This window comes from uncultured Draconibacterium sp. (assembly GCF_913063105.1).
In the GTDB taxonomy this organism is placed as follows: domain Bacteria; phylum Bacteroidota; class Bacteroidia; order Bacteroidales; family Prolixibacteraceae; genus Draconibacterium.
In genome coordinates, this window is the sequence record NZ_CAJXYQ010000003.1 from 323,198 (window position 1) to 340,616 (window position 17,419).

The 17,419-nt window shown below is 39.2% G+C and carries 17 protein-coding genes and 1 tRNA gene; 15 read left to right on the plus strand and 3 right to left on the minus strand.

Going from position 1 to position 17,419, the window contains the following annotated elements; all coding sequences use genetic code 11:
* Positions 1 to 31 precede the first annotated feature (31 nt).
* On the minus strand, positions 32 to 1,234 hold the full coding sequence (locus QZ574_RS04525; RefSeq protein WP_297087232.1) for a PAS domain-containing protein: 1,203 nt from the start codon (positions 1,232 to 1,234) through the stop codon (positions 32 to 34).
* Positions 1,235 to 1,647: 413 nt separating this feature from the next.
* Here QZ574_RS04525 and QZ574_RS04530 point away from each other — a divergent pair, with 413 nt between their 5' ends.
* Positions 1,648 to 2,778, plus strand: a complete 1,131-nt coding sequence (locus QZ574_RS04530; RefSeq protein ID WP_297087234.1) for a PAS domain-containing sensor histidine kinase — start codon at positions 1,648 to 1,650, stop codon at positions 2,776 to 2,778.
* An 89-nt stretch (positions 2,779 to 2,867) separates the two neighbouring features.
* Here the strand turns inward: QZ574_RS04530 and QZ574_RS04535 are convergent.
* Positions 2,868 to 2,941, minus strand: a tRNA-Ala gene (locus QZ574_RS04535).
* A 145-nt stretch (positions 2,942 to 3,086) separates the two neighbouring features.
* On the opposite strand from QZ574_RS04535, the gene QZ574_RS04540 reads away from it, so the two are divergent.
* From QZ574_RS04540 to hflX, 3 genes are all read left to right on the plus strand, one after another.
* Positions 3,087 to 3,863 (plus strand): energy transducer TonB, encoded by a 777-nt coding sequence (locus tag QZ574_RS04540; protein ID WP_297087237.1) that lies wholly within the window; start codon positions 3,087 to 3,089, stop codon positions 3,861 to 3,863.
* A gap of 110 nt (positions 3,864 to 3,973) precedes the next feature.
* Positions 3,974 to 4,663 carry an energy transducer TonB gene (locus tag QZ574_RS04545; RefSeq protein WP_297087239.1) on the plus strand — a complete coding sequence of 230 codons (690 nt, stop codon included), beginning with the start codon at positions 3,974 to 3,976 and terminating at the stop codon, positions 4,661 to 4,663.
* Between the two features lie 73 nt (positions 4,664 to 4,736).
* On the plus strand, positions 4,737 to 5,948 hold the full coding sequence (gene hflX, locus QZ574_RS04550; protein WP_297087241.1) for a GTPase HflX: 1,212 nt from the start codon (positions 4,737 to 4,739) through the stop codon (positions 5,946 to 5,948).
* Positions 5,949 to 5,981: 33 nt separating this feature from the next.
* Here the strand turns inward: hflX and folK are convergent, their stop codons facing one another.
* On the minus strand, positions 5,982 to 6,476 hold the full coding sequence (gene folK, locus QZ574_RS04555; protein WP_297087243.1) for a 2-amino-4-hydroxy-6-hydroxymethyldihydropteridine diphosphokinase: 495 nt from the start codon (positions 6,474 to 6,476) through the stop codon (positions 5,982 to 5,984).
* Positions 6,477 to 6,644: 168 nt separating this feature from the next.
* Between folK and sppA the strand changes: the two genes are divergently transcribed.
* The 11 genes from sppA to QZ574_RS04605 all read left to right on the plus strand — a co-directional run bounded on the left by sppA (position 6,645) and on the right by QZ574_RS04605 (position 17,079).
* On the plus strand, positions 6,645 to 8,432 hold the full coding sequence (sppA, locus tag QZ574_RS04560) for a signal peptide peptidase SppA (protein ID WP_297087244.1): 1,788 nt from the start codon (positions 6,645 to 6,647) through the stop codon (positions 8,430 to 8,432).
* Between the two features lie 94 nt (positions 8,433 to 8,526).
* Positions 8,527 to 9,633: a tetraacyldisaccharide 4'-kinase gene (lpxK, locus tag QZ574_RS04565; protein ID WP_297087246.1), complete on the plus strand. Its 1,107-nt coding sequence runs from the start codon at positions 8,527 to 8,529 to the stop codon at positions 9,631 to 9,633.
* Complete coding sequence (locus QZ574_RS04570) at positions 9,572 to 10,387, plus strand: purine-nucleoside phosphorylase (protein ID WP_297087248.1); 816 nt, start codon at positions 9,572 to 9,574, stop codon at positions 10,385 to 10,387. The genes lpxK and QZ574_RS04570 overlap by 62 nt, the downstream gene beginning before the upstream one ends.
* Before the next feature lie 164 nt (positions 10,388 to 10,551).
* Positions 10,552 to 11,496, plus strand: a complete 945-nt coding sequence (locus QZ574_RS04575) for an SMP-30/gluconolactonase/LRE family protein (protein WP_297087249.1) — start codon at positions 10,552 to 10,554, stop codon at positions 11,494 to 11,496.
* 7 nt (positions 11,497 to 11,503) lie between these two features.
* Positions 11,504 to 12,208: a PrsW family glutamic-type intramembrane protease gene (locus QZ574_RS04580; protein WP_297087251.1), complete on the plus strand. Its 705-nt coding sequence runs from the start codon at positions 11,504 to 11,506 to the stop codon at positions 12,206 to 12,208.
* Positions 12,209 to 12,210: 2 nt separating this feature from the next.
* Positions 12,211 to 13,155, plus strand: a complete 945-nt coding sequence (locus tag QZ574_RS04585) for a pyridoxal-phosphate dependent enzyme (protein ID WP_297087254.1) — start codon at positions 12,211 to 12,213, stop codon at positions 13,153 to 13,155.
* Positions 13,156 to 13,572: 417 nt separating this feature from the next.
* Positions 13,573 to 14,208, plus strand: coding sequence for a hypothetical protein (locus QZ574_RS04590; protein ID WP_297087256.1), 636 nt, complete (start codon positions 13,573 to 13,575; stop codon positions 14,206 to 14,208).
* 52 nt (positions 14,209 to 14,260) lie between these two features.
* Positions 14,261 to 14,386: a T9SS type A sorting domain-containing protein gene (locus tag QZ574_RS19415; RefSeq protein ID WP_363313503.1), complete on the plus strand. Its 126-nt coding sequence runs from the start codon at positions 14,261 to 14,263 to the stop codon at positions 14,384 to 14,386.
* 434 nt (positions 14,387 to 14,820) lie between these two features.
* Positions 14,821 to 15,429 carry a hypothetical protein gene (locus QZ574_RS04595; RefSeq protein ID WP_297087258.1) on the plus strand — a complete coding sequence of 203 codons (609 nt, stop codon included), beginning with the start codon at positions 14,821 to 14,823 and terminating at the stop codon, positions 15,427 to 15,429.
* 172 nt (positions 15,430 to 15,601) lie between these two features.
* Complete coding sequence (locus tag QZ574_RS04600; protein ID WP_297087260.1) at positions 15,602 to 15,934, plus strand: hypothetical protein; 333 nt, start codon at positions 15,602 to 15,604, stop codon at positions 15,932 to 15,934.
* A 272-nt stretch (positions 15,935 to 16,206) separates the two neighbouring features.
* Entirely contained in the window at positions 16,207 to 17,079 is an 873-nt protein-coding gene (locus QZ574_RS04605) for a hypothetical protein (protein WP_297087262.1), read from the plus strand.
* Positions 17,080 to 17,419: the final 340 nt, after the last annotated feature.

The window sequence follows — 17,419 nt, forward strand, 5'->3', positions numbered from 1 at the left end:
ACTGAGGGTATGACAAATGTATGACAATTGACTAAATTGACTGAACGAAAGCGATTAGATTTTCCTCCATGCTTAAGTTTAACTTCTTTTTTAAACGTACTTTCCGGCGCTGCACACTGCTAACTTTAATGTTTAAATAACGCGCCACTTCTTTTGTAGTAAAGTTTAGTTTAAGCATGGCACAAAAGTTTAAATCGTGTTGGGTTAACTCCGGAAATCGATCGGATAGTATTTGAAAGAAGTCTTTATGAATGAGCCTAAAATGAGTTTTCATTAAATTCCAATCGTTTGCCTGAAATTTAAACTGGCTTTTTATTTCTGAAAATCTGGATAGATCTTCTTCTGAAAAACTGTATTTGAGTCGGATGTCTTCAATAAATTGTGAAAAAGATTCCAGGATTTCCTGTTTTCGGTTTAAATACATGGCATCGATAACCAACTGTTTTTCCGATCTTTCCAGGTTTATTTTGTCGGTTTCATCAACAACATTTACCAGGTTGAAGTCTTCATTATTAATACAAACCTGATGCACATCAACAGAAAAAAAACGTGGTCTTCCTTTCGCGGTTAAAAAACGTGCTTTTACATTAAACGGGAAGCTAATTTTTTTTTCGGCAATAAGCTTGAGCTTTTCGGTAATTATATTTCTGTCTTCCGGGTGAACAGTTTCGAGAAGCGGTGTGTTTGTGTAATCCTGAAAATTTTCGTACTCGAGGTAACTAAGCAACTTTGCATTTGCATAGTGCGAAATATTGCCTTGGCTTAACCCAACACCATAGGGCGCATTTTCACTAATTATCCGAAACATTTTCTGGCTTTCAATTAACTTTTTTTGTGCCTTAATTTTTTCGGTAACCTCTTGGTGTATTAGGCAAACGAAAGTTTTGTTTTCAATTTTAATTAATTTGGCGTGCAGCTCAAACCACCGTTTTTTTATAGGGCTGTGGCAAGGGTATTCAAAAAAAACCGATGAAATAATTCTGTTCAGCAAGTTCCGGATTCCTTGCAACACATCTTCTGCTGTCTGGCTACCCTCTTCGGCCGCTTTTTTACAAATATTATAGTAGTTATAAGTATGCCAGTTTATTTCGGTGTTAATCCCGTTATTGTTTCCAAATGTTATCCAATCCTGATTTACATTGCAGATATCTCCGTCGGGTTTAATAATGGCTACATTGCCAGGTATCGACTCGGCAATCGTTTGAAGTATCCCGTTTTGGGTAAATTCTGGCATAATCACAAGTTCCTTAAAATTGTAAACGATGTTGGTAAATGCAGTTTTAGCACAGCAAGTTGATCCGCAATTTCAATTTATCTAAGAAAAACAGTAGGTGTTGCTTTTTTCTTTAAACTTACAAAATGCTTCCAATAATTGATAATTATTTTTGCTGATAATCGTTTTGTTCCATATTAACTGCTGAAATTTAGGCGATTGGCAAAGCCCATTTAGACGTACTGTTGGTGGATTGTAATTTTAATTCATTCGTGAGCATATGTTTGCACACTCCTTTGTTCGCAATTCTTATAAAGAATAGGCATTTCTGAACAGTAAAATGGGCAATACCTACCCTGGGTTTCATCATTTTGTTTGATAGTAAAATGCGAATGATAGCTTAGCTTAAGCGAAAGCTAAAAATGGGGGTTGTTATGGATAGTATAATTTTAAACAAGACGAAATTTGCTCCTGCAGAAAGGAGTACTGAAATGCAATTGAAAAGCCAGAAACAAACAATTATGGCCAATGAAATGGTTATTCAGTTTTGCGATGCTATTTCTCAGATGTTGGTTGTACTCAATAAAAATCGACAGATTATTTATGCCAACAAGCACTTCATGAATAACCTGGGGCTTTTAACGCCCGATTCGTATATTGGAAAGCGCCCGGGCGAGGCTGTAAAATGTGCCCACGCTATTGAAAGTACTGGAGGGTGTGGAACCTCGGAGTTTTGCCGTACATGCGGAGCTGTTAATGCCATATTAGAAGCTCAGCAAGGTAAACAGGCGGTTAAGGAGTGCAGAATAATAACAGAAAGCAGAGATGCTCTGGATTTAAAAGTTACAGCTACCCCATTAACGATAAAGAAAGAAGAGTATTCAATTTTTGAGATAAATGATATTAGCCATGAAAAAAGGCGTAAAAGTTTAGAGCGCGTTTTCTTTCACGATGTTTTAAACAGTGCCGGGGGTATTGCCGGATTGTCGGATATTATTGGAACTGTTGTTGACCAAAAGGAAATTGATGAAATTGCGGGAATGATACATACTTCTGCACATAACCTTATTGGCGATATTCAATCTCAACGACAATTAAGTGCTGCCGAACGTGGCGATCTAAAGCTAAACCTCTCAGATTATAGTGCTTTTCAATTAATTAAAGAAATTGCCCAGTTATATGCCAATCATGAAGTGGCATATGGAAAAACAATTGGTATTGATAATGTATCGGAAGATTTTATAATAGAAACAGATGTTTCGTTATTAAGACGAATTATTGGAAATATGACTAAGAACGCTCTTGAGGCTTCATTGCCCGGTTCAAAAGTTGTACTTAAAGCACTACTTCAGGGAGAGAAAAAGTTGTTCTCGGTTCATAATGCCGGATTTATTGCGCGCGATGCCCAACTTCAACTTTTTAAACGATCATACACAACAAAAGGAGCCGGCAGGGGCTTAGGTACCTACAGCATGAAATTATTTGGAGAGAAATACCTCGGTGGAAAGGTGTGGTTTGAAAGTACAAAAGATGCGGGAACCACCTTTTTTATTCAATTGAAATAGAGGACTTTTGCTTTTATTCTGTTTTTTTTGAATATACGTTTTACGTACAAAAAAAAGAGTCACATTGCTGTAACTCTTTGATTATCAAGTGGAGAATACCGGAGTCGAACCGGTGACCTCTTGACTGCCAGTCAAGCGCTCTAGCCAACTGAGCTAATCCCCCAATACGTGGCTGCAAATATAAAAATAATTTTCACAAACCGTCAAAATATTTTTTTGGTAAAGTTTTTGCTGTATTAAAAATAACTGCAGAAAACCAGAAGCCGGCGTTCTTTAATTTATTGATAATCCAAATAAAATTAGAAGCCATGATGAAACGAACATTTAAAAACGATCTTTCAAAAAATTATTTTCAGGAGCAACCTAAGTCTACTGCTTTTGCGCCCGAAAATGGGATAAAGCTGAAAATAAAAAAGACAAAAAATGCGGATATTGAAAGCAAAAAAACAACGCTTTTCCTGATTGGGTTGGTAATTGCTCTATGTTTGGTGTTTACTGCTTTTGAGTGGAAAACCCCAGTTAACAAAGCACGGATTGTTGAAGGGTATGATAATTTTATTCCGCCCGAAGATCTGGTGATTCCAATTACAAAAACCGAAAAACCAGAGTCTGAAAAACCGGTCATTACAGTCCCGGTTTTTAAAGTTGTTAAAGATAATGTTCATATAAAAGAGGAGCTATTATGGGAAGGCGACGATCCGGAAGAACCGGTACTATTCGATTTCGAAAGTCTTTTTAAGGCAAACACAGAAAAAGAAGAGAATTTGGATCACATCCTCGACCATGTTGAAATAATGCCCGAATTCCCGGGAGGCGATGCAGCACTGTTAAGCTATCTGGCACATCAGGTAAAATATCCGGCAATTGCGCAGGAAAACGGAATACAGGGGCGTGTATACATTTCATTTGTTATTGATGAAAACGGAACTGTTTTTAATGTAACACTCGCCCGCGGAGTTGACGCATCGTTAAATACAGAGGCCATTCGTGTAGTAGAATCCATGCCCCGGTGGAAACCCGGAAGACAGGGAGATAAAGCGGTAAAAGTTCGCTATACAGTGCCCATCAATTTTATATTGCGATAGAAAATTGAAATGAATTAAAAATTAACTTGTATGTGAAGATTATTTTCTATCTTTAAGCCCCGTTTTTAGAGGGCAAAAAAAATCAAATAAAACAAATAAAAGAGTTAAGTATGGAACTTAAAAAATCACCAAAAGCTGATCTGGAAGCCAAAAAAAATACCTTTTGGCTGGTAGGGTTAGTAGTCGCGTTGGGAGTTTCGCTACTGGCTTTTGAGTGGACCACAAAACCTTCAAAAGTTGAGTCTTTGGGTACCATTGAAACAGCCGAAGTTGAAGAAGAAATCATCCCTATCACTCGTGAGCAAGAGGTAAAACCACCTCCACCACCTCCACCACCAAAAGTAGTTGAGGTACTGAACATTGTTGACGATGAAGTAGAAATTGAAGACGAGCTGGAAATTGAAGATTCAGAGGCTGATGACGAAACTGTAATCGATGTGGCTCCTGTTATTGAAACAGCCGAAGAAGAAGAAGAAGAAGAAGCTCAGGTATTCTTTATTGTTGAGGATATGCCTGAATTCCCGGGTGGAGATTTGGCATTGCGTAAGTATATCGCCAACTCGATTAAATACCCTGTAATTGCACAGGAAAACGGTATTCAGGGAAAGGTATATGTAACTTTTGTTGTAAGTAAAACAGGTAAAGTTACCGATGCTAAAATTGCCAGGGGTGTAGATCCATCACTGGATAAAGAAGCACTTCGCGTAGTTAATGCCCTTCCTGCATGGAAGCCTGGCAAACAGCGCGGAAAACCGGTTAATGTATCGTACACGGTACCAATTAATTTCGTGTTGCAGTAACAAAGAAAAAACAATATTTTTGCACTCCTGTTTCAATAGAAGCAGGAGTTTTTTTGTTTAAAAAGTAATGTAAATGATAGAAACAGCACCAGAAACAGAGAAAGCAGTTATTGTAGGACTGATTAACCAGGATCAGGATGAACGTCAGGCAAAGGAATACCTTGACGAGTTGGAGTTTTTGGCCGATACTGCCGGTGCGCAAGTATTAAAAAAATTTACGCAAAAGCTCGATGTTCCGAATAAAGCTACATTTGTGGGGCCCGGAAAATTGGAAGAAATAAGCAATTACATAAAAGTAGTAGAGGCTGATACCGTAATTTTCGACGACGAACTAACACCAACACAACTGCGAAACGTTGAAAAAATTCTGGAATGTAAAATTCTGGATCGTACAAATCTTATACTTGATATCTTTGCCAAAAGAGCACAAACGGCTCATGCGAAAACACAGGTAGAATTGGCACAATACCAATACCTGCTGCCACGTCTTACCCGAATGTGGACGCACCTCGAGCGCCAGCGTGGAGGTATCGGAATGCGGGGACCGGGTGAAACGCAGATTGAAACCGACCGCCGGATAATTCTCGATAAAATTGCCCGTTTAAAAGCACAGCTGGTAAAAATCGACAAACAAAAGGCTACTCAGCGTAAAAACCGTGGAAAAATGGTGCGTGTGGCTTTGGTGGGCTATACCAATGTGGGCAAATCAACCATTATGAATATGATGGCAAAATCGGATGTTTTTGCTGAAAATAAACTTTTTGCTACACTCGATACAACTGTGCGTAAAGTCGTTATTGGTAATTTGCCCTTTCTGTTGGCCGATACCGTTGGCTTCATTCGCAAATTACCACACGGACTGGTAGAGTCATTTAAATCAACATTGGATGAGGTGCGGGAAGCCGACATATTGCTTCATGTGGTAGATATCTCGCATCCCGGATTTGAAGAGCAGATAGAAACGGTAGACAGTACCCTAAAAGAAATAGAGGCCGGCGATAAGCCTACTTATTACATTTTTAATAAAATTGACGCATTTACCTACGAGGAAAAAGACGAAGACGACTTGTCGCCACGGACAAGGGATAACTTTACTTTAGATGAGTGGAAAAAATCGTGGATGGCAAAAAGCAATACACCCGCACTTTTTATTTCGGCCAAAGAGAAAACCAATATCGAAGATTTTAAAACAGAACTTTACGAAAAAGTGAAAGGAATTCATTCGCAGCGTTTCCCGTATAACGATTATCTGTATAATTCGGAGTGGACGGAAGGCGTGCAGTAAGTCTTAATATTATATTTTATAAAGGAGAAGCGCTTATGGTTTTTCCTGAATTTTTTTAATGATGGAGTCATCTCTGCACGATTCCAGCATTTCGATACTGGTTAAACGCCGCAAAGGATGCTTTAACTCCGGAGCAATTTCAACCAAAGGAACCAAAACAAAACGGCGTTCATGAATTTTTGGATGAGGTATAATTAACGATTTTGTTTCCATAAACTCATCGTTGAAATACAGAATGTCAATATCCATTTCGCGCGATGAATAGCGTTCAATTCCTCTTTTTCGGCCAAAATCGGCTTCAATCTCATGAATTCGCCAAAGCAGCTCCTCTGCCTCAAGCTTTGTTTCAATAACAATTACCTGGTTCCAAAAGGCATGTTCGGCCTGAAAACCCCAGGGTGGAGTCTCATAAACCGATGATTTCTGAACTATTTTACCAAGCTTTAGTTCTATTAATGTGTAAGCATGGTTAAAATTTTTCTCCTTATTGCCAATATTTCCACCTATGCCAAGAAATACCTTGTTCATTGTGTCTTATATTTGTAATTCCTTCAGTAAAATATTACTCATTTAGTAGTGAACAGCAAAAATATAAAATGAGACCCAATAAAGTTAGCTATTTATTACCTACATTGTTGACTAAATTGGGAAAGAGTAGTACGAAATTTATTAAAACAAACATAAAAAATTAAACACATGAAAGAATTCTTCAAATACGTATTAGCGACCATTGTTGGTGTTTTGGCCTTGTCGCTTATTGGTACTTTTCTAATGTTTATTGTTATCGGAGCTATTGTTGCCTCTTCAGAAAAAGAAGTAACTGTTGCCGAACAATCAATGCTTGTAATTGATTTAAGTCAGAGTATTGTTGATCGTGCCCCCAACGATCCATTCGAAGATTTGGAGCTTCCGGGAATTTTTAGTTTAGTTAAAACCATTGGGCTCGATAATATTAGCAAATCGTTGGAGAAAGCTGTTGATGATGACCGGATTAAAGGCATTTACCTGAAATTGTCGACAACAAACGGAGGAATGGCATCGGTTGAGGAAATTCGAAATGCACTAATTGCTTTTAAAGACAGCTGCGACAAACCCATTTATGCCTGTGCCGACCAAATGATACTCGACCAGAAAGGTTATTATGTAGCCACAGTGGCCGATCAGATTGTTTTGCATCCTGAAGTATCACTCGATTTTCGCGGATTGAGTGGTGAACTAACTTTCTTTAAAAATGCATTAGATAAACTGGGTGTTGAAATGCAGATAATTCGTGGCCCAAACAATAAGTTTAAAGCAGCAGTAGAGCCTTTTATGCTTGATAAAATGAGCCAGGAAAACCGCGAACAGCGTTTGGTGTATATGAATAGTTTATGGAATCATATGCTAAAAGGAATAGCCGAAGCACGGGGTATTTCGGTAGAGGATTTAAATGCTTTGGCCGACGAAGTACAGACCTTTAAAAAAGCAGCAGCAATGGTGGAAAATGGTTTGATTGACGCTGCCAAATACCGCGATGAAGTGCTGGATGATATGCGCGAAATTACAGGAATAGAAGGCACTGAAGGAGTACCCATTGTTGATGTAAAAGCTTATGCAAAGGCTCCGGTTAAAGGAAAAACAAAAAAATACAGCCGTAATAAAATTGCCGTTATTTATGCCAGTGGCGAAATAGGAGCTGCACTTAGTGCCGGAGAAGGAATTAACGGCGATAAACTCGGAAAAGAGATTCGGAAAGTTCGTCAGGACAGTGCCTATAAAGCTATTGTTTTGCGTGTTAATTCGCCTGGAGGCGCAGTTTTTGATTCGGAAACAATTTGGCGCGAGGTAAAACTGGCTGCCGAAGAAAAAACTTTGGTGGTTTCGTTTGGCGATGTAGCAGCATCAGGTGGTTATTATATCTCGTGCCCGGCTGATAAAATCGTTGCCAGTCCAAATACAATAACCGGATCGATCGGAATTTTTGGTCAGATTCCAAACTTTGGCGAATTAATGAACGATAAGCTTGGTATTACAACCGATGCCGTTGGCACTAACGAACATTCGAGCTTTATTTCTTTGTCGCGCCCCATGACTCCCTACGAGAAACAACGCATGACCCAATATATTTCAATTGGTTACGATACCTTCCTGTCGCATGTGGCCGATGGCCGCGGAATGACAAAAGAACAGGTTGACAACATTGGGCAGGGTCGCGTGTGGAGTGGCGAAAATGCCATGGAGATTGGCCTTGTTGATGAATTTGGCGGCTTGGAAGATGCCATTGAGCTTGCTGCCGAAATGGAAGGCCTTGAGGATTACCGTACCATCGCACTGCCCGAATTGCCAAATCCTTTGGAAGAAATGTTTAAGCTGGGCGGTAACGCAAAAACACGCATTTTAAAGGGCGAACTTGGCGACAAATACCGCTATTACGAATACATGAAAAAAGCAGCCGGCATGAATGGAATATATGCCCGTATGCCTTACGATATTTATCTGAATTAATACGGGTAATACATAAAATTAGAAGGATGCATCATAAGCTGTGATGCATCCTTTTTCTTATCTTAGCTTTCTATTTTTTGAAGAACAATTATAAATGGCGAAAATTTTCCTTTACCCGCTTTCCTGGCTGTATGGTTTTGTTATTTTTTTACGAAACAGAGCCTACGATTTAAAAATAGTTAAGTCGAAAGAATTTGATGTTCCTGTTATTTCAATCGGTAATATTACCGTTGGCGGAACTGGCAAAACTCCTCATGTGGAATACCTGGTAAATCTGCTAAAAGATACCTACGAAGTGGCTACTTTAAGCAGGGGGTATAAACGAAAAACAAAAGGGTTTCGTTGGGTTGAAAAGCAATCTACCGCCCTTGAAGTTGGCGATGAACCTTTGCAGATTAAAAATAAATTTCCGGACGTAACAGTGTCGGTATGCGAAGATCGGGTAAAAGGTGTGGAAAAATTACTCGAACCTGCCGAAGGAAAAACACCCGATGTGGTATTGCTCGACGATGCCTTTCAGCACCGGAGGATAACACCGGGAATAAATATTTTGTTGATTGATTACAACCGGCAAATAAAAAATGATACCCTATTGCCTGCCGGCCGCTTACGCGAAGGTGTATACCAAATGCGACGTGCAAATATTATTTTATTTACAAAATGCCCCGAAGAGGTTACGCCAATAATGCGCCGTATTTTGCAAAACGATGTAAATTTGCTGCCCTACCAGAAATTGTATTTTACCCGGCTGGTATACGGAACCTTGCAGCCCATTTTTAATGCGCCTGAATTGGATGAGGCCAGTTACAGAACTGTAAGCTGCCACATGCTGGTAGTAACCGGAATTGCATCGCCAAAACAAATGCACTCGTTTATTAAAAAAATGGGCACACAAATGGAAACGCTTACATTTTCTGACCACCATGCCTATACAACCAACGATATTGTTGAAATTGAAAAACGATTTCAGGCAATAAACTCAGAAAAAAAGATAATTGTTACAACCGAAAAGGATGCTATGCGTTTTAAAGACATCGAGGAAATAAGCGATGCCTTAAAAGCGGCCATGTACTACCTGCCGGTAAAAGTTGATTTCCTTGAAGAAGAAAAAAAATCGTTTAATAAGAAGATATTGAATTATGTTGGAGAAAATAAAAGCAACCGCGAGCTTCATAAAAGAAAGAATTCAGGCAAGTCCTGAGATTGGTATTATACTTGGAACCGGTCTTGGAGGCCTGGTTAACGAAATTGAAATAATTGATTCGATACCCTATACTGATATTCCGAATTTTCCGGTGTCGACAGTTGACGGACATGCCGGCCGGTTAATTTACGGCAAACTGGGAAATAAAGAAGTGTTGGCCATGCAAGGTCGCTTTCATTATTACGAAGGTTACGATATGAAAGAGGTTACCTTTCCGGTGCGGGTAATGAAATTTGTTGGTGTAAAAAATCTTTTTGTTTCCAATGCCAGTGGCGGATTAAACCCCGATTGGCAGGTTGGCGCAATTGTATTGCTTACCGATCATATTAATTTCTTCCCCGATCATCCGCTGCGTGGTAAAAACCAGGAGGAACTCGGACCGCGTTTCCCGGATATGAGTAAGGCATACAGCCAGCGTTTGCGCAACAAGGCTAAGCTTATTGCTCTGCAAAACGGTATTGATGTAAAAGAAGGTGTTTATGTAGGCGTTTCGGGGCCTACCTTTGAAACTCCTGCCGAATATAAAATGTTCCGCATTTTGGGTGGCGACATTGTGGGGATGTCAACCGTGCCCGAGGTAATTGTTGCCCGACACATGGACATGCGCGTTTTTGGAATTTCAATTGTAACCGACAGCGGAGTGCCCGGCGAAATTGTTGAAATATCGCACGAAGAAGTGCAGGAAGTTGCAATGAAAGCAGAACCGAATATGACTCTGATTATGAAAGAACTAATACAGAGTATTGAGTAGATAACACATCGTCTTTCTCTTATTTTGATTGAGAAGGAGGAAGGAAAATCATTCCTTCACCAGGCTTTTTTGAATAAAAGAACACCGGTGAAGTGTAACAACCAGAGCGGTTTCAGCCGTCGGATTCGATTCTTTTATAGCTCATGAAATTAAAAATTATACACGTGAAAAATTTAGTTTTTATTTTAATAATGGCACTTGCGCTTTTTAGTTGTACCGAAAACAAAACTAAAACTGCAGAATTGGTGCTCGACTCGCAATCGGTATTGGGCGAGGGAGCCATCTGGAATTACAAAACCGGCGAGTTAATGTGGGTAGATATAAAAAAGGAGATTCTGAATATTTATAATCCGGCATCGGCTTTTAACAAAGAAATGTTTACCGGGCAAATGATTGGAACCGTAGTGCCTGCCGAAAGTGGTAATGCGCTGGTGGCTTTACAAAAAGGCATTTATTTTTTCGACATTGAAACCGGGAGTAAAAAGTTACTGGCTGCCCCTGAACCCGATAAGCCTGCCAACCGGTTTAATGATGGGAAGTGCGACCCTTCAGGAAGGTTCTGGGCCGGAACGATAAGTACCAAAGGCGAGCGCGAAGTGGCCGCATTGTATCGCTTCGATCCGGATACCTCAATTCATAAAATGGTGGATAAGGTGAGTATTTCAAATGGCATTGTTTGGTCGGGCGACAAAACAAAAATGTACTACATTGATACGCCTACCCACAAAGTTATGGCTTACGATTATGACGACACCACCGGTGAAATCTCAAATCCACGAGTGGCCCTAACTATCCCAAACGAATTGGGTGGCCCCGATGGAATGACCATCGACGAAAACGATAACCTTTGGATAGCCCTTTGGGGAGGTTCGGCAGTTGGCTGCTGGAATCCCGAAAGTGGAGAGCTGATTGATAAAATTGAAGTTCCGGCAAAAAATGTCACCTCGTGTGCCTTTGGCGATAACGACCTTGGAACACTCTACATTACCTCGGCCCGGCAAAATACCAGCCCCGAAGAACTGGAGAAATGGCCACATGCCGGTGGTGTGTTTAAGTTTAGACCCGGTGTTAAAGGCGTGCAGGCTTTTTATTTTAACGATGTAAACTAACTGGTTTATGAATCTGCTTGTATTGGCACTTGCGCCTGTTGTTATTATTGCCGCCTATATTTATTTTCGCGATAAATACGAAAAGGAACCTCTACGCCTCTTGTTTTTTGCATTGTTGGCCGGAGGGCTTACTGTTATTCCAATTCTTTTTCTTGAAGGTTTTTTAGACCGGTTTACCCTGCAATTTCCAGGATTGCTTTCGGCAGCATGGAAAGCATTTGTGGTGGCCGCTTTTTCTGAAGAACTCTTTAAATACCTGGCCTTGTATCTCCTGATCTGGAAAAGCCCCGAGTTTAACGAAAAATTTGATGGCATTGTTTATGCCACCTACGTGTCGTTAGGGTTTGCTGCAGTTGAGAATGTACTGTACGTAATGGATGGCGGATTAAGCACCGGACTTATGCGGGCGGTAACTGCTGTGCCGGCGCATGCTATTTTCGGAATTACCATGGGTTTTTATTTTGGCCTGGCAAGATTTTACGAAAAGGAACAGAAAAAACTCAAGCAGAAAGCGCTGTTGTTACCCCTTGTTTTACATGGTATTTACGATTTTATTTTGTTTACCGAAATTGCCTGGTTAACAATAGTTTTTGTGGGGTTTGTGGTTTACCTCTATGTTTCGGGCCTTAAACGTATGCGCGAACTTTCGAAACAATCGATTTACAACACCGATTATAATTTATTGAACGACAAACTGGGGAAATCAAAGTAGCTATGGATATTCCGAATTATATCAACGTTGAACAGGCACACAAAATTGTACAAAAATATGCCCATCGTACACCGGTGATGTCGTCGGCAGGTATTAATAAAATTGTCGGAGCCGAGTTGTATTTTAAATGCGAAAATCTGCAAAAGGTAGGAGCATTTAAATTTCGGGGAGCTTGTAATGCCGTGTTTTCGTTAAGTGAAGAAGAAGCGCAAAAAGGTGTGGCCACACATTCGTCTGGAAACCATGCCGCAGCACTGGCGCTGGCAGCCCGTATGCGTGGCATTGATGCGCATATTGTAATGCCCGAAAACTCGCCCGAAATAAAAAAGAAAGCTGTAGCCGGATATGGTGCTAAAATTACATTTTGCAAACCTACTTTGCAGGCACGCGAAAGTACGCTGGCAAAAGTGATTGAAGAAACCGGAGCAACAGAAATTCATCCCTACAATAATTTTTATATAATTGCCGGACAAGGAACAGCCGCCAAAGAATTGATTGAAGACAAAGGCAAATTTGATATTATTATGGCACCCGTTGGTGGTGGCGGGTTGTTAAGCGGAACGGCAATTTCAAGCAAACAATTGTTGCCCGCCTGCAAAGTTATTGCTGCCGAACCGGCCGGAGCCGATGACGCTTATCGTTCGTTTCATTCTAAAAAATGGGTGCCTTCCGAAAATCCTAAAACAATTGCCGACGGTTTGCTGACTTCGTTAGGCGAACGGAATTTCAAAATAATACTCGACAAGGTGGATGATATTGTATGCGTTTCGGAAGAAAGTATTGTGGAAGCCATGCGCATGATTTGGGAGCGAATGAAAATAATTATCGAACCATCGTCGGCGGTGCCACTGGCTGCTATCCTGGAAAAGAAAGTGGATGTGCAAGGCAAAAAAGTGGGTATTATTCTTTCGGGCGGAAATCTGGATTTAGGGAAGCTGCCGTTTTAGCTGATGATAGTCTTATTAAGCCAGTAACAAGTTTTTAGTCTCAGTTGGCAGTATTAAATTATCCAGTATCGAATATCCGGTATCAGGTTTTTTTAGAATACCATCTTTATTCATTTTATACAGAGAAAGAAGGCACCCTTTCTACCCTTTGCAAATTAGTAGCAAATAACACTAAACTAATTGTGCTATTTAACATAGGCTCATAATTTTGAAGTTGACCAAAGAAAATATACTTTTAAAACACAAATTTATATATAAACCTTTTAGCAGATTGCCATGCCACGAACCCCTTAATTTTCATCTTCAAATTCAATCATTAACTAAATTTTGTTCAATAAATAGTTGAACCGGAAATTGTATTATAAGTTTATACTGCCTCAAGCATTATTAATCATTAAATCAAAAAAATGTAAAGAAATGGAAAACAAAAAAATTGCCTTATTTATTGGTATACTATGTTTATTTTTTACGGGTATTACTAATAGTAAAGCTCAAAACCCAACTACAGCTACAAACAAATATGAAATAGCTGTAGACCTTCAGAACTTCTTCTCCGATGGCATTCCCGATAAAGTGCTGTTTAAACTAAACAATATTAAAGATAACCAAATAAAAGGGGCTTACCGCTTTGGTATTGGAGCCACTTATTTAGTGGATAAGTATCATGTTACTCAAGACGATGATAACTATGAATTAACGGGAAAAGTAGAAAAAACCAATTTCTCGTTCTCTTTCGGATATGAATTTCAAAAACAACTCAATAAAGCTATTTTCTATTATGGAGCTGATATTGGATCATATTTCAGCGTTACCGATGATATGGACTACCCTAAAACTGATGATTATTTTAAATTGTATTTTATCCCTTTTGCAGGGGTAAAAATATTGCTAACAAATAATCTATCGTTAGCTTTTGAAACAGGTATTGAAAACAAATTCGAATATTGGAAAACGGAAGGAACAAATGTCGCTCCAGATAATAGAGTTAAACACACCAATTATCTTTCCCGAATTGAATTACCTTATAGTTTAACCTTTAACTTTAGTTTCTAATGAATCCTCGGAATCGTATCAAGTATACGATAATGTTCAAAGCCTGAAACTGATAAAACAAAAACTAAAAGGCAGCAGTACAGGAATAAACACCCAAAGCTGGAAAGAAGGTGTTTATATGGTGCGTGTAAAATACAAGGATGAAATACTTACCGGTAAGCTGATAGTTAAAAAGTAATTTACCTTTTGACATTGTGTGAAGTACTAATTTAATCATTTATTTCGCATGTAGAGTTGCAATCACAATTCGCAGTTTTTAGCCCTTCACGGTTTGTAGAAACATGATGGGCTTTTGATTTTCCAGTGACCACTTAATCTGTTACTAAACATAAGCCCAAATTATTGCTTTTGACGCAACCCTCTTTTATCTTTAAACATCTTAATTCCATAAACATAAAAATACAACCAACCATGAATACCTCGTAAAACTCAGAAAAAACAAAACAAACCGTTTGTAAAGTTAGCCACCCACATTGCCGCAAACCCTGCGTTGCCAAAGCAACAGAAACCGACCTTTTTTAATGCGCTCTTTTTTCAGTTCTTAATCTTACAAGAACCTGTTTTTTAAAGTACTCTGTACTAAATACTCACAATCTAAAAATCTTTTAAAATATGAAATCAAAAAAAATAAAACTATTAACAATTCTCCTGTTCCTTTTGCCGCTTTGTGTGGTGTTGCTTGGGGCAGGGTGTAATGATGATGGATTAGACACCAGTATTTCTGACGATATAGGTGATTTAGTACGTGTCTTTGAACTCAAATATGGCGATTCAATGGAGGTTGCTTACAAAGGAGAAAAAGTAGAACTATCGATTACAGATGTTGACGATAGTGTTAATGTAGATTGTTCTTTAACTGATTTTAGTAATAACGTAGATGGATCTTTGGCCGTAAGAGTTTATTCCTATTTGCAAATAAATAATCAGGACAAAATAGTGAAAATAGCATCCAAACCTTGTGGAGCCTTATTTTACGAAAATGATGGACATGATATCCAGGATGTAAATGATTTGATTGACGATTTAGAATCTGCTCCGGCAAATTTAAATGATAGTTCCTACTTCGTTGATGCGTTCACTAATCTATTTGGTGAAGGCTCGTTAATTCAAGATACACCATTCCGAATTTTTATGGCAAAAGCATCGCCAACAAATTATAACCAACCCGATGCAACTATTGATGATTATCAATTTGTCTTCATTGTAACCGCTAAAAACTAAATTTTATGAAAAAAATTATTATTTTCTTTTTATTGATTTTAAATGTATTAATAGTAAATGCTCAAGAACAATGCTTAACCACGTCACCTGAGCCTCCCCAATGGATTTATAATAAATCAGCAAGATCCTTATTGACTATTCGATCATACTCATTGAATATTTTGTCCATATTGTGAGGAGTAGTAGTGGTCAAGGTTTTGATACAGGAATTTTATCAACAATTGTAAACTCATTAAATAGTAATTATTCGGATGCTGATATCCAGTTTTCGTTGTTAGGATCAGAATTTATTGATAATGACTATTATTATGTGAATTTTAGTGGAAAAGAAAATCAGCTTTTCGGTGTTAATTCACATTGCGAAGCCATTGATATCTATGTTCTTGGCGAGTCAACAAATTGGATAGCGGCAGGAATGGCAGATGACATCCCTTCAACTGCATTAATTATCCATGGCGATTATTATGATACATCAAGTTTGCCTCATGAAATGGGCATTGTTTAGGCCTTTATCATACTCATCACGGGACTATGAATGAGGGAGGTGGTGATCTTGATCAATGTGCCGAATTAGTTAATGGTGATAATTCCTTGACATGCGGTGATTATATTGAAGATACCGCTGCTGATCCCAACGTATGGTCAAGTAGCAGTTGTACTTATACAGGAACTGGTACGGATGCAAATGGTGATGAATATTCACCTGATGCCTCTAATCTTATGTCATATGCATATAAACCTTGCCGGAGTTTATTCTCTGAATTGCAAATAGAACGAATGAAAGATTTTATAGATAATACAACAATTCTTCAAAATGTATTTCATTCGACTATCTCTGGCCCCTCCCTAGTCTGCTCTTCTGGCACATTTACCGTCAACAATCCACCTGACGGCACCACCGTTACCTGGAATGAATCAAGAAACCTCACTGAAGACCCGCTGAACCCTGGAACTTTTACCGCTATTGGTTCAGGAGCAGGATGGGTTGAGGCAATCCTAACCACTACTGGTTGTGGGGAAATAACTTTGCCACGGAAAAATATTTGGGTAGGCACGGAGGAGGCCACGGTGTTCAGCCCTTTCGATTTAAACCAAAATGCCTATAACTGGTATTTAACAACAGGAACTCCGTTTGAATTTAGAGCCAGTTTACCACACCCTTCGGATGATGCTGCAGATTATATTTGGACTGTTTGGGATCAGCAACAGCAAATAATGACTTTGTGTCCTTCGGGTACAGGTGGCTATTTTGTTGCCAGTCATGAAGGATATTACACTGTGAATCTTAAGTTCAATAATGGATGTGGATGGGGAGATATTAAATCTCAGGATTTTTATTTTATCCAAAGTGGTAGTTTAATGCTTCAAATGAGTCCCAATCCAACCAGTGGCGAGACTATTGTAAGTATTGAGCCTGAAGTTAGCGAAGACGAAACTCTAAAATCAGCCTCAAGCGAAACAATTTTCGATGAGAATGCCGAGTGGGCTCTTGAAGTATATGATAATGTTCAGAGTCTGAAGCTTAAAAAACAAAAACTAAAAGGTAAAAGCACAACCATTAGTACCCAAGGCTGGAAAGAGGGCGTTTATATGGTGCGTGTAAAATACAAGGATGATATACTTACCGGTAAGCTGGTGGTGAAGAAATAGGATTCAGTTTACAGTCTCAGTAGTTAGTAGTTTTTTAGACCTTCAAGGTTTTTAAAACCTTGAAGGTCTTTTTTTTGGAACTAATCGTAAGATGCTGAAATATAGGCTCGCGCAAATCTGCGGCTAGTAACTTTTTCCGTAGGATTGCCAGCTGTAAATCAGCGGGAGCTTACCCGAGGCGTAGGTTTTACCCCTGCAACTCAGCGAGAGCCAACTTTTTTCGTCAGAAATGCTCTTGCAAATCAGCGAGAGAGGAATTTTTACAAAAGATTGACTCCTGCAGTTGTGCGACTGCTAACTTTCTATGCCGGGTAGGCTCCTGCAACTTTGCAACGGGCAA